The sequence below is a fragment of the Rhodococcoides sp. S146-33 genome (assembly GCF_059489205.1).
Map to the genome: position 1 here is coordinate 1,525,111 of NZ_JCAJWY010000001.1, position 26,140 is coordinate 1,551,250.

General features: G+C 63.1%; 29 protein-coding genes and 1 tRNA gene. 21 read left to right on the forward strand and 9 right to left on the reverse strand.

The features are described 5' to 3' along the window. Window positions 1–292 precede the first annotated feature (292 nt). The 7 genes from ssd (at window position 293) to AC5WEY_RS07330 (ending at window position 4,898) form a co-directional block, all read left to right on the forward strand. Window positions 293–1,408 carry a septum site-determining protein Ssd gene (gene ssd, locus AC5WEY_RS07300; protein ID WP_495645279.1) on the forward strand — a complete coding sequence of 372 codons (1,116 nt, stop codon included), beginning with the start codon at window positions 293–295 and terminating at the stop codon, window positions 1,406–1,408. Then, the gene (locus tag AC5WEY_RS07305; RefSeq protein ID WP_495645280.1) at window positions 1,405–2,589 is read left to right on the forward strand and encodes a TadA family conjugal transfer-associated ATPase; all 1,185 of its coding nucleotides are present in this window, start codon (window positions 1,405–1,407) and stop codon (window positions 2,587–2,589) included. Before ssd ends, AC5WEY_RS07305 begins: the two co-directional genes overlap by 4 nt. Next, window positions 2,586–3,365 carry a type II secretion system F family protein gene (locus AC5WEY_RS07310; RefSeq protein WP_495645281.1) on the forward strand — a complete coding sequence of 260 codons (780 nt, stop codon included), beginning with the start codon at window positions 2,586–2,588 and terminating at the stop codon, window positions 3,363–3,365. The genes AC5WEY_RS07305 and AC5WEY_RS07310 overlap by 4 nt, the downstream gene beginning before the upstream one ends. Next, a complete protein-coding gene (locus tag AC5WEY_RS07315) occupies window positions 3,362–3,934 on the forward strand; it encodes a type II secretion system F family protein (protein ID WP_495645282.1) in 573 nt (190 codons plus the stop codon). Before AC5WEY_RS07310 ends, AC5WEY_RS07315 begins: the two co-directional genes overlap by 4 nt. 66 nt (window positions 3,935–4,000) lie before the next feature. Next, complete coding sequence (locus AC5WEY_RS07320; RefSeq protein WP_495645552.1) at window positions 4,001–4,201, forward strand: DUF4244 domain-containing protein; 201 nt, start codon at window positions 4,001–4,003, stop codon at window positions 4,199–4,201. A gap of 23 nt (window positions 4,202–4,224) precedes the next feature. Continuing rightward, complete coding sequence (locus AC5WEY_RS07325) at window positions 4,225–4,536, forward strand: TadE family type IV pilus minor pilin (protein ID WP_495645283.1); 312 nt, start codon at window positions 4,225–4,227, stop codon at window positions 4,534–4,536. Then, complete coding sequence (locus tag AC5WEY_RS07330) at window positions 4,533–4,898, forward strand: Rv3654c family TadE-like protein (RefSeq protein WP_495645284.1); 366 nt, start codon at window positions 4,533–4,535, stop codon at window positions 4,896–4,898. Before AC5WEY_RS07325 ends, AC5WEY_RS07330 begins: the two co-directional genes overlap by 4 nt. A gap of 222 nt (window positions 4,899–5,120) precedes the next feature. Here the strand turns inward: AC5WEY_RS07330 and AC5WEY_RS07335 are convergent, their stop codons facing one another. Then, on the reverse strand, window positions 5,121–6,383 hold the full coding sequence (locus AC5WEY_RS07335) for an alpha-hydroxy acid oxidase (RefSeq protein ID WP_495645285.1): 1,263 nt from the start codon (window positions 6,381–6,383) through the stop codon (window positions 5,121–5,123). A gap of 416 nt (window positions 6,384–6,799) precedes the next feature. Between AC5WEY_RS07335 and AC5WEY_RS07340 the strand changes: the two genes are divergently transcribed. After that, window positions 6,800–7,567, forward strand: coding sequence for a FadR/GntR family transcriptional regulator (locus AC5WEY_RS07340; protein WP_495645286.1), 768 nt, complete (start codon window positions 6,800–6,802; stop codon window positions 7,565–7,567). Between the two features lie 21 nt (window positions 7,568–7,588). Here AC5WEY_RS07340 and AC5WEY_RS07345 read toward each other — a convergent pair whose 3' ends face one another. Further along, a complete protein-coding gene (locus tag AC5WEY_RS07345) occupies window positions 7,589–8,125 on the reverse strand; it encodes an FAS1-like dehydratase domain-containing protein (protein WP_495645287.1) in 537 nt (178 codons plus the stop codon). Between the two features lie 323 nt (window positions 8,126–8,448). Continuing rightward, window positions 8,449–10,818: a DEAD/DEAH box helicase gene (locus AC5WEY_RS07350; RefSeq protein WP_495645288.1), complete on the reverse strand. Its 2,370-nt coding sequence runs from the start codon at window positions 10,816–10,818 to the stop codon at window positions 8,449–8,451. A 392-nt stretch (window positions 10,819–11,210) separates the two neighbouring features. Between AC5WEY_RS07350 and AC5WEY_RS07355 the strand changes: the two genes are divergently transcribed. The 5 genes from AC5WEY_RS07355 to AC5WEY_RS07375 all read left to right on the forward strand — a co-directional run bounded on the left by AC5WEY_RS07355 (window position 11,211) and on the right by AC5WEY_RS07375 (window position 16,693). Then, window positions 11,211–11,414 (forward strand): cold-shock protein, encoded by a 204-nt coding sequence (locus tag AC5WEY_RS07355; RefSeq protein WP_005248460.1) that lies wholly within the window; start codon window positions 11,211–11,213, stop codon window positions 11,412–11,414. A gap of 138 nt (window positions 11,415–11,552) precedes the next feature. Beyond that, window positions 11,553–12,140, forward strand: a complete 588-nt coding sequence (locus AC5WEY_RS07360; protein WP_495645289.1) for a hypothetical protein — start codon at window positions 11,553–11,555, stop codon at window positions 12,138–12,140. 109 nt (window positions 12,141–12,249) lie between these two features. Beyond that, a complete protein-coding gene (gene topA / locus AC5WEY_RS07365; RefSeq protein WP_495645290.1) occupies window positions 12,250–15,246 on the forward strand; it encodes a type I DNA topoisomerase in 2,997 nt (998 codons plus the stop codon). 101 nt (window positions 15,247–15,347) lie between these two features. Beyond that, window positions 15,348–16,535, forward strand: coding sequence for a DNA polymerase III subunit delta' (locus AC5WEY_RS07370; protein WP_495645291.1), 1,188 nt, complete (start codon window positions 15,348–15,350; stop codon window positions 16,533–16,535). 85 nt (window positions 16,536–16,620) lie between these two features. Continuing rightward, window positions 16,621–16,693, forward strand: a tRNA-Thr gene (locus AC5WEY_RS07375). A 398-nt stretch (window positions 16,694–17,091) separates the two neighbouring features. Here AC5WEY_RS07375 and AC5WEY_RS07380 read toward each other — a convergent pair. The 3 genes from AC5WEY_RS07380 to AC5WEY_RS07390 form a co-directional block, all read right to left on the reverse strand. Then, window positions 17,092–17,718, reverse strand: coding sequence for a hypothetical protein (locus tag AC5WEY_RS07380; protein WP_495645292.1), 627 nt, complete (start codon window positions 17,716–17,718; stop codon window positions 17,092–17,094). Between the two features lie 168 nt (window positions 17,719–17,886). After that, window positions 17,887–18,732: a tyrosine-type recombinase/integrase gene (locus AC5WEY_RS07385; protein ID WP_495645293.1), complete on the reverse strand. Its 846-nt coding sequence runs from the start codon at window positions 18,730–18,732 to the stop codon at window positions 17,887–17,889. Window positions 18,733–18,789: 57 nt separating this feature from the next. Next, the gene (locus AC5WEY_RS07390) at window positions 18,790–19,251 is read right to left on the reverse strand and encodes a tyrosine-type recombinase/integrase (RefSeq protein WP_495645294.1); all 462 of its coding nucleotides are present in this window, start codon (window positions 19,249–19,251) and stop codon (window positions 18,790–18,792) included. Between the two features lie 83 nt (window positions 19,252–19,334). Here AC5WEY_RS07390 and AC5WEY_RS07395 point away from each other — a divergent pair, with 83 nt between their 5' ends. The 3 genes from AC5WEY_RS07395 to AC5WEY_RS07405 all read left to right on the forward strand — a co-directional run bounded on the left by AC5WEY_RS07395 (window position 19,335) and on the right by AC5WEY_RS07405 (window position 20,993). Next, window positions 19,335–19,751, forward strand: a complete 417-nt coding sequence (locus AC5WEY_RS07395; protein WP_495645295.1) for a hypothetical protein — start codon at window positions 19,335–19,337, stop codon at window positions 19,749–19,751. 318 nt (window positions 19,752–20,069) lie between these two features. Then, window positions 20,070–20,399 carry a hypothetical protein gene (locus tag AC5WEY_RS07400; RefSeq protein ID WP_495645296.1) on the forward strand — a complete coding sequence of 110 codons (330 nt, stop codon included), beginning with the start codon at window positions 20,070–20,072 and terminating at the stop codon, window positions 20,397–20,399. 378 nt (window positions 20,400–20,777) lie between these two features. After that, window positions 20,778–20,993 (forward strand): hypothetical protein, encoded by a 216-nt coding sequence (locus AC5WEY_RS07405; protein ID WP_495645297.1) that lies wholly within the window; start codon window positions 20,778–20,780, stop codon window positions 20,991–20,993. 191 nt (window positions 20,994–21,184) lie between these two features. Here the strand turns inward: AC5WEY_RS07405 and AC5WEY_RS07410 are convergent, their stop codons facing one another. Further along, window positions 21,185–21,376 (reverse strand): hypothetical protein, encoded by a 192-nt coding sequence (locus AC5WEY_RS07410; protein WP_495645298.1) that lies wholly within the window; start codon window positions 21,374–21,376, stop codon window positions 21,185–21,187. Window positions 21,377–21,527: 151 nt separating this feature from the next. On the opposite strand from AC5WEY_RS07410, the gene AC5WEY_RS07415 reads away from it, so the two are divergent. The 4 genes from AC5WEY_RS07415 (at window position 21,528) to AC5WEY_RS07430 (ending at window position 23,958) form a co-directional block, all read left to right on the forward strand. Further along, window positions 21,528–22,397 (forward strand): hypothetical protein, encoded by an 870-nt coding sequence (locus AC5WEY_RS07415; RefSeq protein ID WP_495645299.1) that lies wholly within the window; start codon window positions 21,528–21,530, stop codon window positions 22,395–22,397. After that, a complete protein-coding gene (locus tag AC5WEY_RS07420; RefSeq protein ID WP_495645300.1) occupies window positions 22,369–22,596 on the forward strand; it encodes a hypothetical protein in 228 nt (75 codons plus the stop codon). The genes AC5WEY_RS07415 and AC5WEY_RS07420 overlap by 29 nt, the downstream gene beginning before the upstream one ends. A gap of 1 nt (window position 22,597) precedes the next feature. Continuing rightward, on the forward strand, window positions 22,598–23,392 hold the full coding sequence (locus AC5WEY_RS07425; RefSeq protein WP_495645301.1) for a hypothetical protein: 795 nt from the start codon (window positions 22,598–22,600) through the stop codon (window positions 23,390–23,392). 92 nt (window positions 23,393–23,484) lie between these two features. Next, window positions 23,485–23,958 (forward strand): hypothetical protein, encoded by a 474-nt coding sequence (locus tag AC5WEY_RS07430; RefSeq protein ID WP_495645302.1) that lies wholly within the window; start codon window positions 23,485–23,487, stop codon window positions 23,956–23,958. 263 nt (window positions 23,959–24,221) lie between these two features. Here the strand turns inward: AC5WEY_RS07430 and AC5WEY_RS07435 are convergent, their stop codons facing one another. Then, window positions 24,222–24,452 (reverse strand): hypothetical protein, encoded by a 231-nt coding sequence (locus AC5WEY_RS07435; RefSeq protein ID WP_495645303.1) that lies wholly within the window; start codon window positions 24,450–24,452, stop codon window positions 24,222–24,224. A 445-nt stretch (window positions 24,453–24,897) separates the two neighbouring features. Between AC5WEY_RS07435 and AC5WEY_RS07440 the strand changes: the two genes are divergently transcribed. Next, window positions 24,898–25,947 (forward strand): zinc-binding dehydrogenase, encoded by a 1,050-nt coding sequence (locus tag AC5WEY_RS07440; RefSeq protein WP_495645304.1) that lies wholly within the window; start codon window positions 24,898–24,900, stop codon window positions 25,945–25,947. Here AC5WEY_RS07440 and AC5WEY_RS07445 read toward each other — a convergent pair. Further along, complete coding sequence (locus AC5WEY_RS07445) at window positions 25,938–26,114, reverse strand: hypothetical protein (protein WP_495645305.1); 177 nt, start codon at window positions 26,112–26,114, stop codon at window positions 25,938–25,940. The two genes, AC5WEY_RS07440 and AC5WEY_RS07445, sit on opposite strands and share 10 nt — an antisense overlap. Window positions 26,115–26,140: the final 26 nt, after the last annotated feature.

Sequence of the window (26,140 nt, forward strand, 5' to 3'; positions counted from 1 at the left end):
GGGACTCGGCAGAACTCGGTCCAGAAAATCCGACGGTTGAACTTGCAAACAAGGACGTCCACGGGTGTAGTATTTTCTGTGAGCCCGGTTCATTCCGGGCGGTGTTCAGCCCGACCCCCCGGGGCTGAACCAGACGACCCTCGCCTCCTCCCCCCCTGGCGAGGGTCGTCCTCTTTTCTGGGGTAGGTCGAAAATTGGTACGTAAGTCCCGTTATTCATCCACAGGGCCGAATCTATCCACATTTCCCCAAGTCACGCGCATCTCGAGCAGATTCTCGCGCAGGCTTGGCGCATGGAAACGGACTCTCGACAGCGAAGTGCACAGCCGACGGTGACGATGTCGATCGAACTTCGCAGCCTCCGCGAGGACGTGTATCGAATCGCCGCAGCCGCGGATTGTGTTGTGGAAGAGCAGAACTTACTGGTCGGTATCGGATCGACGCGGTCGATTTGGGATCGCACCGGAATAATTCTGATCGATTTCTCGTCCGCCGAGACGGCATTGTCGAACGGATTCCCGCGGCGAGAGGGTGTCATTCTGGTCACCGCTGCACCGTCGACTCTCGACGATTGGCGAACTGCCACTGCCCTCGGGGCCGAACAGGTGGTCTCGCTGCCGTCGGACGAGGACGCGCTCGTACGAATACTCGGCGAGCCTGCGTCCGTACCGACAGGAAACGGCGGGGTGATCGCTGTGGTCGGCGCTCGCGGTGGTGCGGGGGCATCTACGTTCGCCGCGGCCCTTGGACTCTGCAGCTTCCGCTCGGGTAGACGTGCGCTCCTCGTCGAAGGGGACCGCTACGGCAGCGGCCTCGATCTACTGCTCGGCTGGGAGAACACGCCCGGTCTGCGGTGGTCGGGGTTGGTCGTCGAAGGTGGTCGAGTGTCTGCTGACGCCTTGCATGGGGCACTGCCCTCCCGGGGCGGGTTGTCGGTGTTGGCGCTGGGCAGAGCCGAGAGTCGGAGCATCGGGTTGACTGCCGTAGCTGTGACGGCTGTGCTCGACGCAGGACGCACAGCGGGCGATCTGGTGGTGTGCGATGCCGCGCGTCAACCATGCGACATCTCCGACGCTCTGTACGCCGCCGCGGACCTCGTCGTGCTGATACTGCCGGCGGAGCTACGTGCCGTCACCTCTGCGGAAGCGGTCGCAGCGCACGTGGCAGATCGAAATGCCAACGTCGGCATCGTCGTTCGAGGGCCTGCGCCGGGCGGGCTGAGGGCCGACGACATTGCCGCCGCGCTCGGTCTACCGCTGTTGACGTCGATGCGCGCCGAGCCGGGATTGGCCGAGCGACTCGAGCGGGGCGGGCTCGTTCTCGGTCGGCGTTCTCCCATGGCCGCAGCGGCGACCGGTGTGCTGGAGACCTTCGCGCAGAAGCCCGGCGCACGGCGGTGGGCGGCATGAGTGCGGTCGTCACCGCGGATCTGCTGGACCGCGTTCGTGATCGCCTGGCCGCATCGGCCGACGCCCCCGTTCCGGCGACCGTGGCCGCGGCCATCCGAGCCGAGGCAGGAGGCGTCATCGGTGACACCGATATGCTTGCAGCCCTCCGTGTTCTGCAGACCGAGCTGACCGGAGCAGGCCCGCTCGAACCGCTGCTGTCCGAGCCGGGAGTGACCGACGTACTGGTCACCGCACCGGATCAGGTGTGGATCGATCGTGGTCGAGGACTCGAGCGCGCCGGAGTTCGCTTCGTCGACGAGGCTGCCGTTCGGCGGCTGGCGCAACGGCTCGCACTCTCTGCCGGCCGTCGACTCGACGATGCGCAGCCCTGGGTCGACGGTCGGCTGCCCGGAGTGGGGCGGGACGTGTTCGGCGTCCGGCTCCACGCTGTGCTGGCACCGGTGGCGAGCGGGGGAACGTGTGTTTCGCTCAGGGTGTTGCGACCGGCAACCCAAGGCCTTGCAGCGCTGCGTGCATCGGGAGCCGTGACCGAAGACGGGTACGAGCTGCTGCGTCGAATCGTGCTCGGCCGCTTGGCGTTCTTGGTCGTCGGCGGTACCGGCGCGGGAAAGACCACCCTCCTGGCCGCGCTGTTGGGTGAGGTGGATCCGGCCGAACGGATCGTCTGCGTGGAGGACGCGGCCGAGTTGGCACCGGCACATCCGCATGTGGTGCGTCTGGTAGCTCGCGCACCCAACGTCGAAGGGGTGGGAGAGGTATCGGTGCGGCAACTGGTACGTCAAGCACTGCGGATGCGTCCCGATCGGCTCGTTGTCGGTGAGGTACGCGGGGCCGAGGTCATCGACCTGATGACGGCTCTCAACACCGGCCACGACGGCGGAGCCGGAACGATCCATGCGAACTCGCCCGCCGAAGTGCCCGCGCGTCTCGAAGCCCTTGCAGCGCTGGGTGGAATGGGACGCGATGCGCTGCACAGTCAGTTGGCCGCGGCCGTTCAGGTGGTGCTACACGTTCATCGCAGCGCGGACGGTACGCGACGGCTCCGGGAGATCGGGGTGGTCGACGTCGATCCGACCGGACGGGTACACATCGTGGCGGCCTGGTCTGTGGATAGCGACGTACTGCCGGGTCGGATGCGACTGTCCGAACTGCTGGACCGACGCTGCGGCGATGTCCGATGACGTACGTACCGGTGCTCTTTGCTGCCGCAATGCTGTTGTGGCCGAGCGGTTCTCGACAGCTCTCGCGTGGGTCGGTCAGAGTATCGTCAGTGCCGAAATGGCTGGTGCCGAGCTGTACTGCACTGCTTGCGGCTGGTGCGGTGTGGTGGCTCGGTGGCGTGTGGGCCGTGAGTGCGGCGGCGGTGGCTGGTGGTACGGGCTGGAGACGCTATCGGCGGCGGGTCGAACGTGATCGGCGTGCGACCGAATTGAACTGGTTGGCAACCGGGGTCGAGGTGATAGTCGGTGAACTTCGCGTGGGATCTCACCCGGCCACGGCCAGTGCGGTGGCGGCCGAGGAATGTGGCGGAATCGCCTCGGCTGCGCTCCGCGGTGCGGCATCGAGGTCCAGGCTGGGCGGCAGGGCTGCCGACGGTATTGCCGCGTCCGATTCGCTACTGGACGCCGAGCTCGGCCGGCTGGCGGCAGCGTGGCGGGTGGCCGACGAGCATGGACTGGCGCTGGCCGAGCTATTGGATGCTGTGCGCGAGGACATGCTGGGGCGCAGACGGTTTCGTGAACGAACCGAGGCATCGCTGGCCGGTGCGCGGGCTACTGCGTTGGTGCTGGCAGGTCTGCCAATCCTCGGAGTTGCGCTCGGACAGTTGATGGGAGCGAATCCGCTGCAGATTCTGCTCGGCGGTGGCACAGGCGGGATTCTGCTGTGTATCGGCACGGCACTCGGCTGTGCGGGCCTGCTGTGGACCGACGCGATCACCGGCAAGGTGACGACATGATGTGGACTGCAGTCCTCTGTCTGGCAACGGCTTTGGTCGCCATGCCCTCGGTCGGCGGCGGGCTCCGCAGACATACTCCCGATGCCAGTGCCGAGCCCGACACCGTCGACGCTTCGAGACCCGACCCACTCGCGGTAGCGACGACATTCGACCTGCTCGCCGCATGCTTGCGATCGGGGCTTCCGATCGCAACGGCCGCTACCGCCGCAGCGCAGTCCGCTCCCGCCTCGTTCGGGATTGCGTTGCGCAAAGCCGCCGACCTGCTCGAATTGGGGGCCGATGCCGAGACTGCGTGGGATGCCGTCGCGCACGATCCGGAGACCGAGGCTTTGGCCAGGATGGCGCGCCGATCGGCTCGAGCCGGGTCGTCCATGGCGTCGGCGATGACGGAGCTGGCTGCGACACAACGAACTCGCGCCGAGGACGCGTCGGCCGCGGCGGCCGAACGCGCGGGCGTGCTGATCAGTGGGCCGCTCGGTCTGTGCTTCTTGCCTGCCTTCATCTGTCTCGGGATCATCCCCGTGGTGATCGGCCTGGCGGGCAACGTACTGGTCGGCGGTCTGCTCTGATGGCCGCATATCGAGATTTCCGGTTCGGAAACGCCGTACCGGAGCATTGGGAGGGGAAGCAACATGATGGGGAACGCACTGCAGCAGTTGAAGACTCGAATCGTTCTGTTCGGCGTGGAAGACGATGGCATGTCCACCGCAGAGTATGCGATCGGGACCATTGCGGCCGCGGCATTCGGAGCGGTGTTGTACACCGTGGTCACCGGCGACAGCATTGTGTCGGCGTTGACGGGGATCATCGATCGAGCGTTGAACACTGCCGTCTGATCGCGACCGGTGACGACGGTGCCGTGACGGTGGAGGCGGCGTTCGCGATCGCGTCCATTGTCGCGGTGATCGTGGTGTGTATCGGGGCGATCGTGTCGGTGACGATGCACATCGGGTGCGTCGATGCGGCCCGTGAGGCGGCTCGATTGGCGGCCCGCGGGGATGGGGCCCGGGCTGTGTCGGTCGGGGAGAGGGTTGCGCCGGACGGTGCGCGGGTCACGGTGGTCGAGGATGGCGAGTTCTTCGTCGCGCGGGTGGAGGTCGAGAGTCCGCTGCCCGGACTGACGTTGTCGGCGGAGGCGGTTGCTGCTGCGGAACCGGTTGCTCCCGAATGAGGCTTGATCTCCGGACGGCGCTGCGTGATGACGAGGGTGGCGCCACGGTGTTGGCGGCGCTGGCGATGTCGGCGTTGATTGCTGTCGTGGTGATGGTGATGCACGTCGGCGCGGCGGTGGGTGCTCGTCATCAGGCGCAGTCGGCGGCCGATCTCGCGGCGTTGGCCGGGGCGGGAGCACTCGACCGTGGGGTGGCCGATGCGTGTGGAACGGCGCGATCAGTGGCGAGCAGGATGTCGACTGAGTTGCGGGAGTGTGCGATCGACGAGTGGGACGTGATCGTCACGGTGGGCCAACCGGTGTTCCTCGGGCGATTCGGAATGTCCGACGCCATCGCGACGGCGCGGGCGGGGCCGGGGTGAGGGTTCGTCCGCCCGCCCGCCTGATCCACCCGGCCGAGTCCGCAAACGCGCGCGCGTTCGTCAGGTGCGAGCGGAATGGCCTCTCTCCGGCCGGCGATCTCGCGTGCGTTTGGCAAACGCGCGCGCGTTTGCGTCGAACCGGCGGCCCCGAACCCGGCGGCCCCGAACCCGCGGCCCCGAACACGAACGCGAACGCCGCCCTCGTCAAGCCGTGTGCAGCGGTCAGCGCGGCGTCAACGTACGTGCCCCGGACTGCAGGGGAGCGAATCGAGTCAGCTGAGTGACGTGCTCCGGGGTGAGTTCCGCAAGCGAATTGACCTGCAGCAGTTGCATGGTGCGCACGATTTCTTCGCGCAGGATGTCGATCATCCGGTCGACGCCCTCGCGGCCGCCTGCCATCAGGCCGTAGAGATACGCCCGGCCGACGAGGGTGAACGACGCCCCCATCGCGATGGAGGCAACGATATCGGCACCGTGCATGATGCCCGTGTCGACGGCTACCTCGAAGTCGGATCCCACTTCGCTCACGACCTGCGGCAATAGGTGGAAGGGAACGGGAGCGCGATCGAGTTGTCGGCCTCCGTGGTTCGACAGGATGATGCCGTCGACTCCCAGTTCGGCGAGACGAGCCGAATCTGCCACCGACTGAACACCTTTGACTACCAGCTTGCCGGGCCAGATCTTGCGAATGACGTCGAGATCCTCGAACGAGATCGACGGATCCATCGCCGAATTGAGTAACTCTCCGACCGTGCCGCCGGTAGAAGACAGCGAGGCGAACTCGAGCTTGGCCGTGGTGAGGAAGTCCCACCACCACCACGGACGCGGGATGGCGTTGGCGATCGTCGATGCGGTCAGCTGCGGTGGGATGGAGAATCCGTTGCGCTTGTCCCGCAGACGCGACCCGGCGACCGGTGTGTCAACCGTGAACAGGAGGGTGTCGAAGCCTGCTTTCGCGGCTCGTTCGACCAAACCGAACGAGATGTCCCGGTTGCGCATGACGTAGAGCTGGAACCAGTTTCGACCGTTCGGGTTGGTGGCCTTGACGTCCTCGATCGACGTGGTGCCCAGGGTCGAGAGGCAGAACGGAATTCCAGCGGCTCCGGCGGCGGCAGATCCGGCGTACTCACCCTCGGTCTGCATCAGGCGGGTGAAGCCCGTCGGGGCGATGCCGAACGGGAGCGCGGATGGCCCACCGAACACCGTGGTCGAGGTGTCGACGTGGGAGACGTCCCGCAGGATCGAGGGGTGGAATTCCACGTCGCGGAAGGCCTGACGAGCCCGCGAGAGCGAGATCTCGGCGTCGGCGGCGCCGTCGGTGTAGTCGAATGCTGCGCGGGGGGTGCGTCGACGGGCGATGGTGCGGAGATCGTCGATGGTCAGTGCGGCGTTGAGGCGTCGCCGACGCAGGTTCAGATCGGGCTTCTTGAACGAGAGGACCTCGCGCAGGTCGGTAGCTTTGGGCATCTGCCGGGTGACGGGCATGTCATGGTCTCGATTCGGTGCAATTTTTCGGTGAGTGGGGTCGACGACGGGTCAGGGGAGGGACTCTCGTCCAACGAAGCCCACCGCGGTTGCGGCGACGGCGAGTTTCTTTGGGCTGATCATCTTTCCCACCACACCACCCGAGGTAATGGGACAACCAGCATGGTGGGGTCGATGCAGGCATTGATCGCCGCAGTGTGATGCAGCGTTGCGAACAAGCGCGACGAAGACGTCAGCAGCGGAAGGCAGGTCACTGCGGCGGACAATCCGATGCTGCCTGCGAGCGGGTCGAGATCGGTTGTGCACACGAGACCATAAACATGTATGAGGTCTGACCACACAGAGAAGTGTATGGATGACACTCAGTGGGGTCAAGAGGCTGAAGGCACAAACCTTCTTCTGGTTGGATGACCCATATGGCTGACGATGCTGGACGGGCGCAGAACGAACCGCTGTCGTGGAAGCCGGTCCGGCGCGCCCGCGCGCACGAGTTGGTCATCGATGCAATCGAAGAACGGATCATGGCCGGCGACCTCCGTGTCGGAGATCCGCTACCGCCCGAGCGCGAGTTCGCAGCTCAACTCGAAGTCAGCCGTGCCGGGATCCGGGAGGCTGTTCGCGTCCTGGAAAGCAGCGGAATTCTCCGGTCGTCACCGGGTTCGGGTCCAGGAGCAGGCACCTTTGTTGCGGCTCTGCCGCGGCCCGCGCTCACACGTCTCCTTCGCCTGCACGTGGCGCTGGCCAATTTTCGGATCGACGACTTGATCAGCACGCGAGTGGCGCTCGAACGGGCAAGTGTTCACCTCGCAGCGGTGGCACCTGATCAGGACAAGCTCGAGCAGGCCAGGAACGCCGTGGAGATCATGGATGCGCCGGGAGTCACCCGAGAAGTCTTCAACGACGCCGACACGAACTTCCACATCGCCTTGGCCGAGGCCTCGGGGAACGACTTCGTTGCCTCGCTCACCGCAGCAATCCGGGAGTCGATGCGTGCGCCCATCCTCGCCGCGCTGCTGGAGATCGAGGATTGGGACTCGTTGGCCGACACGCTGAATGCCGAACATCGGCAGATTCTGGCCGCCGTCGAAACCGGCGACGCGGAGCTCGCCATGACGTCGGCCGAAGAACACATCCGGTCGTCCGCTGCGGCCCTGTCCATTCGAAACAGGACGGACCCGTCGTGACACACCGGCTGTGAAATCGGCTCAGCTACGCATGAGATTGCGAAGCGCGGTGGCTATCGCGGGTTCGGTGTATCCACCTGTCCGGGCTACGAATGTAGTTCGAGTGACGGCTAATTCGTCGCCTCGTTGATCGGTGAGGGTGGTGCAGGTGACCATCACGTCGCTTCCCGAGGATTGCCGAAACGATTCCAAGCACAGGTCGAAGCTGACGCGGTCGCCGACCTGCATCGGACGGCGGATCAGGATTTGTTGATCGGTGTGCAGGACATCGCTGACGGAATAGCCGATCAGCAAGTGCGCGAACAACTCCGGCAATAGCCGCGTGCCGATGACGCTGACGAAGGTGACAGGGGCGATCAGCGTGGAATACCCCAGCGCAGCTGCCGCTGATTCCAGGCGATGCGCGGGATGGTCGTCGTGGACCGAACGAGCGAACTCTCGAATTTGTTCGCGACCCACCTCGTAATCGTTCGGCGGTCGATAGTGGCACCCGACCTTGTCTGCAATAGCTGGAACGGCCGCAGGAGACAGGTCCGTTGGTTGGTCGATCACCGTCATGTCGAACCTCCAGCTGCTCCGGGGCTGTGTCGAGTTCTCTGAATTGGATCAGCCTCAGAACTGAGCAATCGTCAGATTTGCGCACCTTTGCGATCGATCACAGTCGAGTCGACAGTGTGCTGGAGATTCGCCAAGGCTCCGCCATGTCGCCAGGTGCGGGTGACAGCCGAAGTCGCGTCCACACCTCTGGCAAATGCGCGCGCGTTTGGCAGAGGCGCGCGGAATTGCTCCGTTCTGGCCGCAATTTTGCGCGCATTCAGCGAGTGCGCGCGCGTTTGCGGGAGAACCCTACACTCGGTCTCCGGCGCACAGGTCCTAGGTGCTCACCCCTCCCGAGTGATGGCCGCCAACACAGCGGTCAACACTCGAACAGCACCGTCTTTGTCCAGTGGATCGTTTCCGTTTCCACATTTCGGTGATTGCACGCAGGACGGGCAGCCGGTCTGGCATTCGCAGGAAACGATGGCGTCTTTCGTGGCCGCGAGCCAATCCGCGATGGCTACGTGGCCGCGGTCGGCGAAACCGGCTCCGCCGTCGTATCCGTCGTAGACGAAGACCGTGGGCAGGCCGGTGTCGGGGTGTAGAGCCGTCGATACTCCGCCGATGTCCCAGCGGTCGCAGGTCGCCACCAGGGGTAGCAAGCCGATTGCGGCGTGCTCGGCCGCGTGCAGTGATCCGGGGAATCGCTCGTACGGAACTCCGCTGTGCTCCAACAACTCCGGAGTGATAGTGTACATGACGGCTCGGGTGTCGAGGGTCTGTGCAGGCATGTCGAGTTCGATGGAATCGAGAACCTCGCCCGAGAGAAGGCGTCGCAGATACCCGACAACCTGGTGGGTGACGTTGACCTGCACCAGTGCGACGCGCACCTCGCCGTAGTCGACGGATTCGTGCACCGCCGTGATCGAGATGTCGGTGATCTCGCGGGCCGCGGTGTTCCACTCGGGTTGCTCTGCGTGCACCAGTGCCAGACCGGCGTCGAGATCGAGTTCGTCGACCACGAACGACTCGCCCTGGTGGATGTGGACAGCGCCGGGATGTGCAGTGGCAGGCGCTCGTCCGCCGTCGACGGTACCGAGCATACGGCCGGACTCACCGTCGACGATGGCCACCTGCACACCGGTGCCGCCGCGAATATTCACCGCACCGTGCGGAGACAGCTGCTGGCCCTCGGGGGTGATGAACCAGCCGTGCGGACGCTTGCGCACGTAGCCCTTCAGCTCGAGCTCTTCGAGTACCGATTCTGCGCTCAGCTCCTCGGCCTCGACCAGGGTGATCGGCAGTTCGACTGCAGCGCAGAGCAATTGCGGAGCCAGAATGTACGGATTGGTGGGGTCGGTGACGGTGGCCTCGACGGGCCTGTCCAGCAGGGCTGCCGGGTGGTGCACCAGGTATGTGTCGAGGGGATCGTCGCGCGCAACAAGCACCAGCAGTGAGCCCTCCCCACGTCGTCCGGCGCGGCCGCCCTGCTGCCAGAACGACGCGACGGTACCGGGGAAGCCGGCGACGATCACCGCGTCCAAACCGGCGATGTCGACGCCCAATTCGAGCGCGTTGGTGGTGGCGACCCCCAACAATGTGCCGTCGGACAGATCGGATTCCAGCTTTCGCCGGTCCTCCGCCAAATACCCTGCGCGATAGGCGGCGACGCGTCGCACCAATTGCGGATCGACGTCGGCGAGAATTCTCTGGGCCCCCAGCGCGGTGACCTCTGCGCCGCGCCTGGATCGAACGAAAGCCAACGTTCGGGCACCCTCCACCAACAGGTCGGCCATGATGCGCGACGCCTCAGCGCCGGCGGATTTCCTTACCGGAGCACCGTTTTCGCCGGTGATCTCTTTGAGCAACGGTGGTTCCCAAAGGGCTACGGTGCGCGCCCCGTGCGGGGAGCCATCTTCGGTGACCTCCTCGCACTGCGCTCCGATGAGTCGGCTCGCTGCTCGTCCGGGTTCCGAGGTCGTCGCACTGGCGAGAACGAACACCGGGGACGCGCCGTAGCGAGCACAGAGGCGTCGCAACCGGCGAAGTACCAGTGCAACATTGGATCCGAAAACACCACGGTAGTAATGGCATTCGTCGACCACCACGTAGCGAAGATTGCGCAGAAACCGGGACCACCGCTCGTGGGAGCCGAGAATGCCGAGGTGCAACATGTCCGGGTTGGTGAAGATCCAGCGCGCATTCGCGCGGGCCCACTGGCGAATCTCGATCGGGGTATCGCCGTCGTACGCACTGGGGAACACCTCCGCGAGTTCGTCTGATGCCGAACGCAACTCGTCGGTGATCGAGATGGTGGTGCGTAGCTGATCGGCGCCGAGGGCCTTGGTGGGAGCCAGATACAACGCGGTGGCGCGGGCGTCCGCGGACAGCGTCGTCAGAATGGGGAGTTGGTAGGCCAAGGACTTGCCAGATGCGGTACTCGTCGAGAGCACCACATGATTGCCCTCGGCGGCGAGAGTTGCCGCTCGCGCCTGGTGCGTCCACGGCCGCGCAATTCCGCGAGAGGTGATCACCTGCACCACTTCCGGGCCCACCCACGACGGCCACGGTGCGAACTGGGAGGCCCGTGCGGGCAACTCGGCGACGTGGGTCAGCGGGCTTTCGTCGGAGGGTGAACCGGCCAATGCACGATTCAACAGCCGCTGCCCGTAGCTGACGACATCCGCACCGCCGTGCGGATGGATCTCACTCACTGCCGGTCTCCAAGCATTCGTTCGTTCTGTCGGCTACCCGTTCGACCTGGGCTCTCCATGCTATCCCGAGCCCGACACGAGCCGTTGACGCCCTGGTGGGGGCCGCGATTCATCCGTCTCGTGTTGTGTGTTTCCACAACCTGGGCAAATTGTTCGAAAAGGGCCGGTTTTCGACTGTTGCGAACGCGGAGTTCATGGTTCACTTGACGCGGTCGCAGCTTCTGTGTTCGTTCTACGCTTCGCAGGATCTCATGTTGCGAGCGCGGTACTGGGAGAGCTCGTCCATCAGGGGGAATCCTGAGGGGGATTCGTACAAGTGCAGCGGTCGGAACCGGCCCGATGGATCGAAAGTGCGCTCCATCGAATCCGGTGTTAGAAAGAGAAGGAAAAGCATGGCACAGGGAACTGTGAAGTGGTTCAACGCCGAAAAAGGCTTTGGATTCATCGCACCAGAAGACGGCTCCGCTGACGTTTTCGTCCACTACTCCGAGATTCAGGGCAGCGGTTTCCGCACCCTCGAGGAGAACCAGCGCGTGGAGTTCGAGGTCGGCCAGGGCACCAAGGGTCCTCAGGCAACGGGCGTTCGCGCAGTCTGATCCGAGTCGAGAACTGTCATCCCCCTTTCGCGGTGGGCTCCGGTGGAGTCGATCGCGGGAGGGGGATGACGCATATCCGAACCACCCGGGTGCGGCGAAAGACGTGAGCGTGGCCGCCGATGTCCTAATGTCCATGCTGTGAACCAGCTGTCCTTCTTCTCCGCCGAATCGTTGCCGCCCGCGGTGACCGATCTCAGTGGGCTGTTGGCCGCCACCGGTCACGTCGTCACCTCCGCGGGTTCGGCCCGTATTTCTGTCGTCGTCGACGCGCAGTGGCGCGCGGATGCCATCGCCGAACTCATCGAGCAATGTGGTCTGGCTGCAGAGCTGGGGCGTTCGGAAGAAGACCGGCCGCTGGTGCGTACCGCGTCGGTGCCCGAACTGTTCGCGCTGGCGTCTCTGTGGACCAAGGGTGCTGTCAAAGCCGTCCCTCCCGGGTGGATACCGGGTTCGCGCGAACTCCGCGCCTGGGTGCTCGCGTCCGGTCGTCCCGAGGCCGAGGGTGAGCGGTACGTGCTCGGACTCGATCCCCACGCACCGGAGACCCATTCCGTCCTCGCACAATCGCTGATGCGCGCCGGCATCGCGCCGACGCTGATCGGCACTCGCGGCTCCAATCCAGGACTGAGAATCACCGGTCGACGACGGCTGCTGCGTCTCACCGAGAACGTCGGTGAGGCTCCCCGGAACGTGGACGCACGTACCATTTGGCCGCACGCGGAGTAGGCCGATATATGACTGATCTGCGAGTATTTGGTCGACGTATGTCAGTCTGTTAGTAGTGGGACAGGCAAATCTGCCTGTGAAAACGCACTAGGGAAGGTTCGGCAGCAAGGTGGCAGCACGTAAGAACGGCACGGGGGACAGCTCCGCCGAGCCGCGTCGTCTGGTCATCGTCGAGTCCCCGACCAAGGCAAAGAAGATCGCCCCGTACCTCGGGAGCAACTACGTCGTCGAGGCCTCCGTCGGCCACATTCGCGACCTTCCCCGCGGTGCCGCAGACGTACCCGCCAAGTACAAAGGCGAGTCCTGGGCACGTCTCGGCGTGGACGTCGACCACGACTTCGAGGCCCTCTACGTCGTCTCGCCCGAGAAGAAGGGCAAGGTCGCAGAGCTGAAAAGCCTGCTCAAAGACGCCGACGAGCTGTACCTCGCCACTGACCCCGACCGCGAGGGTGAGGCCATCGCCTGGCATCTCCTCGAGACGCTGAACCCCAAAGTCCCTGTTCGACGCATGGTCTTCCACGAGATCACCAAGCCGGCGATCCTTGCCGCCGCCGCCGACACTCGCGACCTCGACCAGGACCTGGTCGACGCCCAGGAGACCCGTCGTATCCTCGACCGTCTCTACGGCTACGAAGTGAGCCCGGTGCTGTGGAAGAAGGTCATGCCGAAGCTGTCGGCGGGCCGAGTGCAGTCCGTCGCCACCCGCATCATCGTCCAGCGTGAGCGCGAGCGGATGGCATTCCGCAGCGCCGAGTACTGGGACATCTCCGCCACGCTCGACGCCGGTGCCGAGGCGAGCCCCCGCAGTTTCGGAGCCCGGCTGGTCAATGTCGACGGCAATCGCGTCGCCGCAGGCCGCGATTTCGGAGCCGACGGCAAGCTCAAGACCGAGTCCGTGACCGTCCTCGACGAACCGCGTGCCCGACGCCTCGCCGACGCTCTCGAAGGCGTCGATCTGACGGTCGCGTCGGCGGAGGACAAGCCGTACACCCGTAAGCCGTACCCGCCGTTCATGACGTCGACGCTGCAGCAGGAGGCCGGCCGCAAACTCCGGTTCAGCTCCGAGCGCACGATGCGCGTGGCGCAGCGTTTGTACGAGAACGGCTACATCACCTACATGCGTACCGACTCGACGTCGCTGTCCGCGTCGGCGGTCTCCGCGGCACGGGCCCAGGCAACCGAGCTCTACGGCCCCGAGTACGTGCACCCGACTCCGCGGCAGTACACCCGCAAGGTAAAGAACGCGCAGGAAGCGCACGAGGCCATTCGCCCCTCCGGTGACGTGTTCCAGACTCCCGGTCAGCTGCACTCTGCACTGCAGACCGACGAGTTCCGGCTGTACGAGCTGATCTGGCAGCGCACCGTGGCGTCGCAGATGGCGGATCTGCGCGGCACCACGCTGACGTTGCGCATCACCGGAACCGCAGGCACCGGCGAGGAGTGCACGTTCTCCGCGTCGGGCCGCACCATCACGTTTGCCGGCTTCCTCAAGGCCTACGTCGAGAGCGTCGACGACGAGGCGGGCGGTCAGACCGACGACGCCGAGTCGCGTCTGCCCGCACTGAAGGCCGGCCAGGCGGTGACGGCCACCAAGCTCGATCCCGACGGTCACACCACCAACCCGCCCGCTCGTTTCACCGAGGCGTCGCTGATCAAGACGCTCGAAGAGTTGGGAATCGGTCGGCCGTCGACGTATTCGTCGATCATCAAGACAATCCTCGACCGCGGCTACGTATACAAGCGTGGCAGTGCTCTGGTGCCGTCGTGGGTGGCGTTCTCGGTGATTGCGTTGCTGGAAGCGCACTTCGGGCGTTTGGTGGACTTCGATTTCACAGCCGGCATGGAGGACGACCTCGATGCGATCGCGGGAGGCCGTGAGCGACGCGGAGATTGGCTGCAGAGTTTCTATTTCGGCGGCGAGACCGGTGCCGAGGGTTCGGTGGCGCGCTCCGGCGGCCTCAAGAAGATGGTCGGCCAGAATCTCGAAGAGATCGATGCCCGCACCATCAACTCGATTCGTCTGTTCGACGACTCCGAGGGACGCGAAATCCATGTTCGCGTAGGCCGTTACGGTCCGTACCTCGAACGGATGGTCAAGAACGACGACGATCCCGACGGCGACCCGATCAGTCAGCGCGCCAACCTGCCCGACGACCTTCCGCCGGACGAGCTGACCCTCGACTTCGCCGAAAAGCTCTTCTCCACACCGCAAGAGGGCCGCAAGCTCGGCGTCGATCCGTTGACCGGCCACGACATCGTCGCGAAGGAAGGCCGTTTCGGGCCGTACGTCACCGAGATCCTGCCCGAGCCGGAACCCGAACCGACGCCCCCTCAGCCCGACATCGTGCCGATCCCGACCGGCAGCGACGGTGAAGGTGGCGGTGGCGTCAAGACTGCGGTGAAAAAGGCTGCCGCCAAGAAGGCACCGGCCAAGAAGGCTGCTGCGAAGAAGGCCACCGGCCCCAAGCCGCGAACCGGCTCGTTGCTCAAGTCGATGGATTTGGCGACGATCACGCTCGACGATGCCCTCAAGCTGCTGTCGCTGCCACGCGTCGTCGGCGTCGATCCCGAGTCCAAGGAAGAGATCACCGCTCAGAACGGCCGTTATGGCCCGTATCTGAAGAAGGGCACCGATTCTCGCTCGCTCGCCGACGAGGATCAGATGTTCACGGTCAGTCTCGAAGAGGCTCTGAAGATCTACGCCGAGCCCAAGCGTCGAGGCCGTCAGGGTGAGGCCAAGCCGCCGCTGCGTGAGATGGGCGTCGACCCGATCAGTGAGAAGCCGATGGTGATCAAGGACGGCCGATTCGGGCCGTACGTCACCGACGGTGAGACCAACGCGAGCCTGCGCAAGGACGACGAGGTCGAGTCGATCACCGATGACCGTGCGTCGGAGTTGTTGGCGGACAGGCGTGCTCGTGGCCCGGTGAAGAAGAAGGCACCGGCGAAGAAGGCCGCTGCCAAGAAGACACCGGCAAAGAAGACTGCGGCGAAGAAGGCCCCGGCCAAGAAGGCTGCTGCCAAGAAGACCACTGCGTCCAAGACCACGGCCGCGAAGAAGGCCCCGGTCAAGAAGGCTGCTGCGAAGAAGGCCGACGGCGAATAGCCCGACGAGCTCGAAGTTGTTGACGTTTTTCGTGCCGTATCCATCCATAGCTTCGAGTTCGCGGGTTCGGGTTGTCGGGCGCAACCACTAGAATTGGCGTCATGGCGGGTGTGTTCAATCGATTGGTCGGTCAGGAAGATGTCGAAGCCGATCTGACGGCCGCCGCGGTGGCTGCTCGTACGGGCGTCGACTCGTCGGCGATGACACATTCGTGGCTCTTCACCGGCCCGCCCGGATCCGGTCGCTCGGTCGCCGCCTTGTGCTTTGCTGCAGCGCTGCAGTGCACCACCGAGGGTGTTCCCGGGTGTGGTCACTGTCAGGCGTGTACGACGACCATGGCAGGCACCCACGGGGACGTGCGGCGCGTCGTACCCGAGGGCCTGAGCATCAGCACCAAGGAGATGCGAGACATCGTCTCCATCGCCTCGCGTCGTCCCAGCACCGGTCTGTGGCAGGTGGTCGTCGTCGAAGATGCCGACCGCCTCACCGAAGGTGCCGGAAACGTGCTGCTGAAGGTCGTCGAGGAGCCGCCGGCGCGGACGGTGTTCCTGTTGTGCGCTCCGTCGGTCGATCCGCAGGACATCTCGGTGACGCTACGCTCGCGATGCCGTCACGTTTCGTTGGTGACGCCCACGGTGCCCGCGATCGCGCAGGTGTTGCAGACCCGCGACAAGCTCGACGCCGAGACCGCCCAGTGGGCCGCGTCGATCAGCGGCGGCCACGTGGGCCGAGCGCGTCGACTCGCCACCGACGAGGACGCACGATCGCGGCGCAAACGGGCGCTGGCGCTCGCGTCGGCTGCGGCCCGGCCCAATCAGGCCTACCTCGCGGCCGAGGAACTGGTGAGGGCCGCCGAGGACGAGGCCAAGGAGATGAGTGCCTCCCGCGACGAAGCCGAGACCGAGGAGCTGCGAACAGCCCTCGGTGCGGGCGGTACCGGCAAAGGTGCCGCAGGGGCACTGCGTGGCTCAGCGGGTGTGCTCAAGGACCTCGAGAAGCGGCAGAAGTCTCGGGCCACCAGGACCGGGCGCGACTCGTTGGATCGGGCGTTGATGGATCTTGTGGGCCTATATCGAGATGCCCTCGCCCGCTCGTATGGATCGACCGCAACGGCTACTCACCCCGACATGGCCGAGCAGGTCGAGCGGATGGCGAAAGCGGTCTCGCCCGAGGCGCTGCTGAAGAGCATCGAGGCGATCCTCGAATGTCGAGAGTCGCTGGCGGTCAACGCGAAACCGAAATTCGCCATCTATGCGATGGTGGCGACTCTGGGTGACGTGCTGCGCTAGGGTCCGAGCCCGCCGCGGGGCTTCAGGGAGGGCGATTTTCGTTTCGACGGGATGCTCCGTTAGACTCACCAACGCCGAAAGGCACGCCGCCTTAGCTCAGTCGGTAGAGCATTTCACTCGTAATGAAAAGGTCAAGAGTTCGATTCTCTTAGGCGGCTCACTCAGAAGGCCTCTGACATGCATCGGCATGTCGGGGGTCTTTTTTGATGGGCGCACGGACGCGCTGTGTGATCACGTTGTGTCAACGTTCGATCCGGCGCGCCGTAGGCAGACATCGCTCGGCAGTTCGAAGTTGTCGACCGATTTGGTCCACCCACACGCCTCGCAGCGTTTCTCTTTGGCTGGGCGAGATGGCTTCGACGCCCGCTTGGCTCGGCATCGTCGCATCGCCATCTGCGACCTGTCGTGTGAGCAATTGCGGTGGTGTCCCATGGGCGCTGGCATGGCAGCGATCGTAAGAGCGATCGAAACCCGCTGAGATCGGTCGCTGAGAGCCCTCGAACGTCGCCTGATCGATCGCGCCATTCGTGATGTGTGCACGCGATTCGTCGGGAAGTTAGTCGTCCGCTGAAATTACCTGCAAAATCGCAAACTTTGTTGTGTCGCCGGGGGCTCTTCGTCCCGCCCGTCGGAAGATGACCCGCGAACCCACAGTCGGTCGGAAGATCATCAAGTTTTCACCGTCGACCTCTTGCGGCAGAAGTTTCACGTGCTGCCAGTCGGACTCGGGCTGGTCGCCCAGCGCGTTTACTGCGCTGATGATTGCCCGACGCTCGCTGGGCGAGAAGCGTTTAAGTTCGTCGAACGCTTCAGGAGCGAAGCCAAAGACCGGTCCGGATGACGTGGTTGCAGGTTCCTGCGTGGGAGGCACCGTCTCGCTCTTGGGCTCCTGTTCGATCTCCGTCTGCGCCTCGATCGATGTCACGATGGGACCTTGCTCGACCTGCTGACTCCGTGATCGCAGAACGTTCAGTTGAACTTTCGACAACGACAGTGTCTGCTGACCCTCAAGTCTGTCGACCACGGACGCGACGAGGGTCAAGCCAGCTCCGACAATCAAGAAAGCGCCAGTGGTCACCTCAGGCGCGTCGCTGAAGTATCCGACGACCGAGACAAAGAACGACACAATGCCAACTCCACCCACAAGCCAACTGGGCTGTCCCGACCACTTCAGTTTTGGCACGAGCCGATCGTAGCGGGAACCTTGAATCAATCCACGCCGTCCAATGCAGCATGGACCAAGTCGAGCGGGCGGTGTGGATCGAAGCGGATTACGACCCTGACCATCCAAGAGTCGTCGCAGCGCTTGAAGTCCTCAAGCTCGAACTGTGGTTGCTGGCCAGCCAGTGAGCTACGAACGCGCATGTCGCGGGACGATCGCCGACGCGGCCTCTGCGGCTGCGAGGGCAACGTCGGGGTAGACCGATGTGTACGTGTTCGCTGTCGTCGCGAGGTTCGCGTGGCCGAGAGTTTTCTGCACGACCTTCATGTCGACGTTGGCTGCGAGCATCAGCGACGATGCGCCGTGTCGGAGGTCGTGCAGACGGATGGGCGGTAGGTCGGCGTCGATACACAGTCGGATGAACTCATCAGACACCCACTCAGGGTCGAGGGCCGAACCGTCCTCGCGCGTGAACACCTTGCCCGAGTCGACCCATGCCTCACCCCACACCAGCCGGTCCTTGCGCTGCCGGACGCGGTGCGTTCGCAGAATGTCGATGCACCCTCTGTCCAGTGCCACGACACGACCGCCGGCATCGGACTTCGGGGTGTCCTCGATGACCTTCCCAATGACGGTGATGCGCTCACGTTCGATGGTCGCGGTTCCGGCGTTCAAGTCGATGTCCGGCCATTCGAGACCGATCGACTCACCTCGACGTGGTCCTCGATGCGACAGCAGATGCCAGAGCGCGTACAGACGGTGCTCCGATGCTGCGTCGAGAAACGCGCCCAGTTTTGCAGGTGTCCAAACCATGACTGGTGAGGGCTTCGCGGCAAGAAGGCGGGCACGCTTGAGCGAGCGCCCCTTCATCAGCAGCGCCTCGACCTCCGCACGCCAGACTTGCTCGCGTTCTTCGGTCCACACCTTCGCCTTGGGTCGCTTCCCGCTCGGCATCTTCACGAGGGCGGCGACGTTCGCACTGACGAGACCCTCCCTCATCGCGTCCGAGAGGGCCGAACGGAGTACGGCGCGCATTCGTTGTTGTGACGCTGCGCCAGTCGTGCGACGGCCGGGTACAGCGCCTCTGGCCACTCATTCGTTACGGTCGTTGATGTCGTCGAACACCGCGGCGACGTGGCCGACCCGAAGATCGTTGAGACGGACGTGCCCGATCGCAGGTATCCAGACCTTTTCGATGTAGCGCTCGTAGTGCGCAGCCGTATTCGCCTGGATGTCGGACTTGGCCTTGATCCACTTGCGCAGGTAGTCCGCGACGGTGAGCTGATCGTTGACGACTTGGCCCTTCGATGCGCGTGCGCGGAAGTCGTCGAGTGCGGCGTGCGCACCCTTCGTTGCAAAGCCATTGCGCGCCTTTTGCTTACGTACTCCAACTGGTCCGAAGTAGCCAAGTGTGAAGCCACACTTGCCGTGCTTGGGGTTCCATGCGCCGTCGGGTCGTTTGAGGTCTGGGCACGTCGAGCCCCGCTGTTTACGTTCGCCGGTGTGGAGGTCGACTTCTGTACAGCCGCAACGCTTGTAGATCGAGCCTGCCATGAGACTTGCCTTTCTGGACGGAGATACAAGTCAGGCCCCACACCGAAGTGCAGGGCCCGAATAGGGAGCGGAGATTACTGCTGGTGCGCCAAGCTCACGTCGAAGACGTCGACGAATTGCGTGAGGCGTACCAGTGGGCAGTGCTCGCCATCGCTGAACTGCACCAGGCGATCGAGGAACGCAACGTCGCCAGTCGGAGTCTGGTGTCGCGGGGATACGCACTCGGGCTCGTCAATCGCTCCAACACCACCGACGGCCCATTCCCTAACGATCGCGCTCGGTGGAACAAGCACCACATCGAGAAGGACTTCGTCGCGAAGGCCGTCGAAGAGGGCGACAAGGGGTTCCTGGCCCACGCACTCGCGAACCGGGCAATCGTTCACGTTCTCCACACCGACGAACGTCGCGCTCAGCTGGAGACCATCACGGGCCTGCGTCGTGGGGAACAAGCCAAGGCGCTATTGGCCGAATACGTGGCCGCACATCAGGACCAGGGCTGAGAGAACACATCATGGGACTCATCGACACAGTAGATCTGTTCGACACCGTGAGGGCGGCCAGCGCACAACACGACGAAGCAGCGACCAGCGTTCAAAGAACAGCTCAGACAACGGGCGATCACGCAGTCAGAGGCGGCCTCACAGTTCGCAGACCTCGAAGCGTCGCAGGGGTGGAACGAAACTCTTGCCGAGGTACGCGAGACTGTCGACGCCAAGCTCAAGCGGGCTGAGCGCAACATCGACACACAGCGTGCCAAGGTGACTGCGCCCATCGGGTCGACCGCGGATCAATAGCTCGAAGAAACCCGACACGGGCGGGTGTGGCCCTCGCTGTTCGCAGACCTCGAGAAGGCCAACGGGTCGGCTCGTCTTGACGCAGCGATCGCGGCTGTCGACGATGCGCAGTCAGCGGTCAAGCCGTTGCTCGTGAGTGAGCTCGTGCCGTACCTGATCAAGAAGGGGTTCAGCCAGGACAGCATCGACAAGCTGTTCCTGTGCCCACTGTTCCCCAAGTTCGCCAAGGCACTCGACGACCTCGCAGATGACAGGAAGGCCGCCCCGCAGGTGTGGCACAACCTGAGCATTGCCGAGGCTCGCACCAAGGCCGGGATGAACTACAACCGAGGACTTACGCAGCACTGGGTCTAACCAGTCAACGGTAGCCGCCCAGCCCGTCGCCTGTCTTGAGGATGACGGGCTGAGTGGTAGACGCGCCAGCTTCTGATTGCAGATCAGATCGACGGTGACCCAGCCCACGTCGGATTGTGTGCACAGACGACACGCCCGGTGTAACAAAGTGGACGACACGCCGTATCGGGGGTTACTCACATGCGTGTAATTCGATCCACAGGCACTGACGTGCTGCTCAGGCGATGTGGGCAACAACGCTCCACAGCTTGTCGACACGCAGACCACAACTTCATCCACAGCCACCCAAAAGTTGTCCACAGATTCATCCACAGGGTGCGTTGTGAGTGTCGAGCGCTAAGTCCATGCTGGTCGAACACGACGAGCGAGGTGAGCGCGATGCAGTGGATGGACCTACCCGATCGAAGCGCACGGTTCAACGATCTGATGCGCCAGACCTACCGACTTTTGGACGATGCGGCGAAGCTAACCGCGAACGCTCCTGTCACGGAATCCGAGGCGACAGAACTGAACTGGATCGCGATTCACCTTTGCGACCTTGAGCGACTCGTGGGCGAGGAAGCCGTTCGCGAAACGAATGCCGGTGCTGCTTGAAGACGGCGTGCCGGTGTCTGAGAGACGGCGTGACGATCTGAACGTGCGTCGCGTGATGACGTACACCGCGAATAGCGTACGGACGCAATGAGAGCCAAAAAGCCCCACCCGCAATGATCAGCGGTGTGGGGCTTAGTCGTATCGGATCAGAACATCACGTGAGGGTCGAGAAGCAGGGCGAAGGTGGCAACCTACGCGGCTTCGATGTGCAGGCCATACGTGGCGATCATGTCGCCGCATGACATCGCTAGGTCTTCAGCCGCTTCCTGCACCTCGAAGGTGTGGGCGGTTGCCCTCGCGACATCGGTCGGTCGTTGGGCGTCAGCGAGTAGATCCGCGAGGTAGGCGGTTGCGTCAGGCAGGGCGATCGTGGCGTGGGTCATACCACGATTCTAAGACTTTTCACGTGTCAGTCCGTGAGCAAAACTTCTGTGCTACATAGCTATTCGTCGCAGCAAGGGTGCGTCGAATCTGAACGCGGAGTTGTGTCGGAGGTACCCGATATGCTTGCGGACAACGAAATGGAGGCAGGGTGTGGAGCTGAACGCTGCAGCGGGGTTGCATTCGGTACTGGAAAGAATGTTCACCTCAAGCCAGGTATCGATACATAGCGGGTGGGAAGAGGTGTTGGGAGAGGGGTATGGCACTGCTCAGTTCGCATTGCGGCACGCTGAAGTGATTGGGTTGTTTAGTCGCACAGTCAGTAGGCTGAACGCGCTTCCTGAGAGCAGTCGAACCCGTACGCGGTACTCACGTTACGTTCCAGCATGGTACGGCGCTGTCATTCCTTATCAGGCTTGGAACGTGAATTCGCACCCAGCTTCTAGCGTGATCAGCCAGGGCGATCTGGATCAGCTCGGTGGGTTTGCCGACTGGATTGCGGAGCGAGACCGTGACTTGGGCGAGGGTATCCCCGATGCCGCGATGGGGCGGCTACGCGAAGGTCTCGATGACTGGAAAGTGCTTCTGGCTGAGGCGGCGCTACCGGAGTCTTTGCGAGACCAGATAGCAGCTCAGGTGTCGCACATCGAATGGCTCCTAAGCCAGATTGGCTTGTTCGGGCCACAGCCGGTCATCCAAGGCGCGAGCAGCCTCGTCGGCACCGGTTTGCAAGCACTCGCGTTTGCACCCGCTTTCGGCAAGAAGATCGCGCGTGCATCTGCAGCGCTTACTGCCGCAATCGCGATTATTACCGCCCCGGTTGCAGCGGGCAACAATCTCTACGCCGAGTTGGAAACTATGGGCGAAAACATCCAAGAGTTGGCTGAACGGGTTGACGCTCCAAAAGAGCTTGAGAAGGCTGCACCGGAGGGCCCGGCCACCGTCCCAGATACCCACACAGACGCAATTGACGTCGAGTACGAGGAGTTGGATGATGCGGAGTCAACCGGTTCTGATCGATAGCTCTCGCCTACCTGGTCGCGGGGGCGGCGTTAAGGAAGAGAAGACCCTGTACTTGTGGATGCAGGCGGGTCGTCGCGACACGTCGAACATCGAGCGCATCTTCAACGACTGGGCGCGATTGCCCTATCAGCAGCGCCTTGAGGTCATGGCTCGTCTGGCGGGACAGGTATTCAAAGAAGACACCAAGGTTGAGGACTGAGGTGGCCAACAGGAGGCGCTCGGTTGCAATCACAACTGGTCTTCGCCGTGCGCGATCGGGCAGTGATCGAATCGTCGAACAGCAAGAGGAAGAACCTAGTCTAAAGCTTTCATGGCTGAAGGAAAATTTGATATGGGTTCTAGGCTTAATTCCGTTTGTTGCGGCCCTGCTGAGGGTGTATGCATTTTCAAGTGGCGACTCGGCCAGGTTGCTAGCAGCCCTCAAGGGACTCGATATCGTGACACTTCTTTTCAGTGCGATTGTACCAGGTGTTCCGGTGCTCGTCTTGATCATTGGAATCTACGCTGCGCTGCACTACTTAAAAATTGGATTTTGGCCTATGGTCATATTAATCTTAGTGGCTACTTTGATCGCTGTACTCCTTCTGGTGCGGGTCTCGGAGTTGATCGTCGCTCTGGCGGCATGTTTGTCTTTGATTCTCCTCATTTTCTTCTTTCACTATTTTTTCAGCAGAATGTACGGTAGGAGTTTTCCGACAGAAATAGTGCTGATCTCTTTAGTTATTTCCGTAGTTATAGGTGGCGCATTTCCAAGGGCGATCGACTGGTTGCCGAGCGAGATGATTGAAGTCGAACCGGGAGTTCCCCGTGAGGGTTCGATTGTCGAAGAGCAAGACGACGCCATTACAGTTGTGTGGCGAGATGCGGGTGTGGAACGCGTATCGACGGCGGACGTCCATAGTCGGACAATATGCTCCACTAGGGATGAATCGCGACTTCTACTTGAGGTTCTCTTGGGCAATGCTGATCCGGAAAGAACGGTGGAGTGTGGATAATCGCAGATGTCGAACTGATGGCGCATCATATTTTGATAGCCGCGTCGCATGTCGGGTGACGTGTGCACAGACCAGGATAAGAGAGGGCTGAAGTGTCATACGGTGACGACGCGGTTCGTGAGGTGTACCGAAGGTTCGCAGGCGATAACCTGCCGAAGGATGAAGCGATAAGCCTTGTTCCCGAAACGTGGAGCGATGCTGAGCACCCGTTCGAGGCGCTCGGCGCACGCAAGTGGGGCGAGCTCTGGGACTATATCGGTTACACGCACAACGGCGAGGTTGCGTCGAGGCCCGACCATTCCCTGACCTTGTTGCGTGGCTCGGATAGTGCACATCGTCATGGGTGGTCGTGGACGACCGAGAGGCGGATCGCGGATCACTACGCGGGGAAGGGCCTACACAGCAACTATGGGTGTATCTGGGAAGCGGAGGTCGAACCTCGGCGTTTGCTGGCGTTCATCGACCTCCGTGACGGCATCGAACCAGAGTTTGTGGTTCGGACCGAGGGCCTGGTCATCACGCCACACACCTGGCAAAACCCAGGCGGCCATTCGTGCATGGTCTGATGCACAGGCGCTCACGGACGAGCTGGGGCGTCTACAAGAATGCCCACACCGATCATGCGATGTGGGCGATTCGAGTCAGAACGGTTCGGTGATGGAATGTGACCCGAACATTTGACGGAACACCGATGCCATCGTGATCGCGTAACGATCGTCTGACGTGTGTTCTCTGTCGGGCTCAACCGTGAACGTGGTCATGGGTTCGCCCGTCTCGTTGAGCACGACAAACGAGCCATCGTCGAGATGTGCGACGATGCGGGTGATGTTCACTTGGTTTCAGCCTCGGCGGCCTTGGCTGCGCGTTCTTTGGTCCACGTCATGAAGCGAGTCTTCATCTGGGTGAGGTCGGATGCAACGAAGACGTAGCGCGAACCTGCCCCACACGCCTCGTAGTCCTTGCTCGCGCGGAGGAACACGCGCAGTTCGCGAGGTGTGGTGGACAGTGCCTCGGCTACTTCGCGTGTGGTCAGTGTTTCGATCTTCTTCGGTGTTGCCATCGTGTCCTCCTGGTCGGGTGGTGTGCGACAGCAACGTAAGAGACTTCGAGCGCGAGTCCAAAGGCCCGCACGTCAGCGCAGAGACCTTCTGTGGCGCAACGTGGTACGCGAACACGTGACGCATCCGTTAGGCGCTCACGACCGCGCTCAGACGTACACACGGATGCACCTGTCAGATCGACGATTATGTGCACATTGTGATCACACACGTTCGAGTACGGGCGCATACGGCGCTCGGCCACGGTAGGCGTGAAACACGGTCTGACCTGTGTAGATGTGCGACTAGCGCGTACTGGCGAATACGGCGAAGTACCCCAATGTTCCGACTCGTAATGAAAAGGTCAAGAGTTCGATTCTCTTAGGCGGCTCCACCAGCAGGCCCTTGGCACGTACCAACGTGTCGGGGGCCTTTTGCTTTGTCGTGTAGGTCCTGCAAGATCGATCCATGCGACTTGACGAGGTGCACAGCGCCGGTGACGTGATGACCGCGATCGTCACCACCGGCATCGGTGGATACGACAAGCTCGTCCTGTCCGAGGTGCCGAGACCCGCGCCGGGTCCGGGCGAGGTGCTCGTTCGAGTGTTGGCGGCGGGGATGAACAACACCGAGATCAACACGCGGGTGGGCTGGTATCAGGACGGCGGGTGGAACGAGAAGACACCGTTTCCGTTGATTCAGGGCACCGACTGCTGCGGCATCGTGTGCGCGGGCACCGAGACCGACCGATCCATCGTCGGCCGCCGTGTTCTGGTTCGGTCCTGCATGCGTGTCGACGGTTTCTCGTCGGGTGAGACGCGCTGGCTGGGATCGGACATGAATGGCGCGTTCGCCCAGTTCGTCGTCGTTCCGGCGAGTGAGATCTTCGTGGTCGATTGTGAGTGGACCGACGCCGAGCTGGCGACGATTCCGTGTGCGTACGGCACGGCAGAGAACATGATCGCCCGCGCGGGAGTGCGTCCAGGGGCGACGGTGCTCATAACCGGCGCATCGGGCGGAGTCGGTTCTGCCGCAGTGCAACTCGCGGCTCGGCGCGGTGCGCGCGTGATCGGAATCGCACGCCGTGCCAAGCACGATCAGCTCCGCGAACTCGGCGTCGACGAGGTCTACGGACGCGACGTGGACGTGGTCGACACCCTCGGCAAGCGCAGCGTCGATGTGGTGGTCGACAACGTCGCCGGCGCGGGGTTCGGTCCCTTGCTCGACCTGCTCGTTCGTGGAGGAACGTACGTATCCTCGGGCGCGATCGCGGGCCCGCTCGTCGAATTGGATCTACGAACCATGTATCTGAACGATCTCACGCTGCTCGGGTGTACAGCGTGGGATGAGGACGTGTTCCCGAACCTCGTCTCGTACATCGAAGCCGGTGAGATTCGGCCATTGCTGGCCGAGTCTTTCCCGCTCGAGCAGATCGCGGTGGCGCAGCAGCGGTTCTTGGAGAAGGACCATGTCGGAAAGTTCGTGCTCGTACCACCGGTCGTCCTCGATCAGGTCTGAGTGGCCGTCGAAGGCAACCCGGAACCCGACTCACCGACCGACTTCGTTCCGCAGACGCCGGGCGGCCGATTCGAGGGCGGGAACAGCTCGAGCTGTTCGCGTCGCACCAGGCCGTCGTGCAGTCGACGCAGGATTCGGCCGAGGCGATGGCCGCGTTCATCGAACATCGGAAGCCGCACTACGAGGGTCGGTG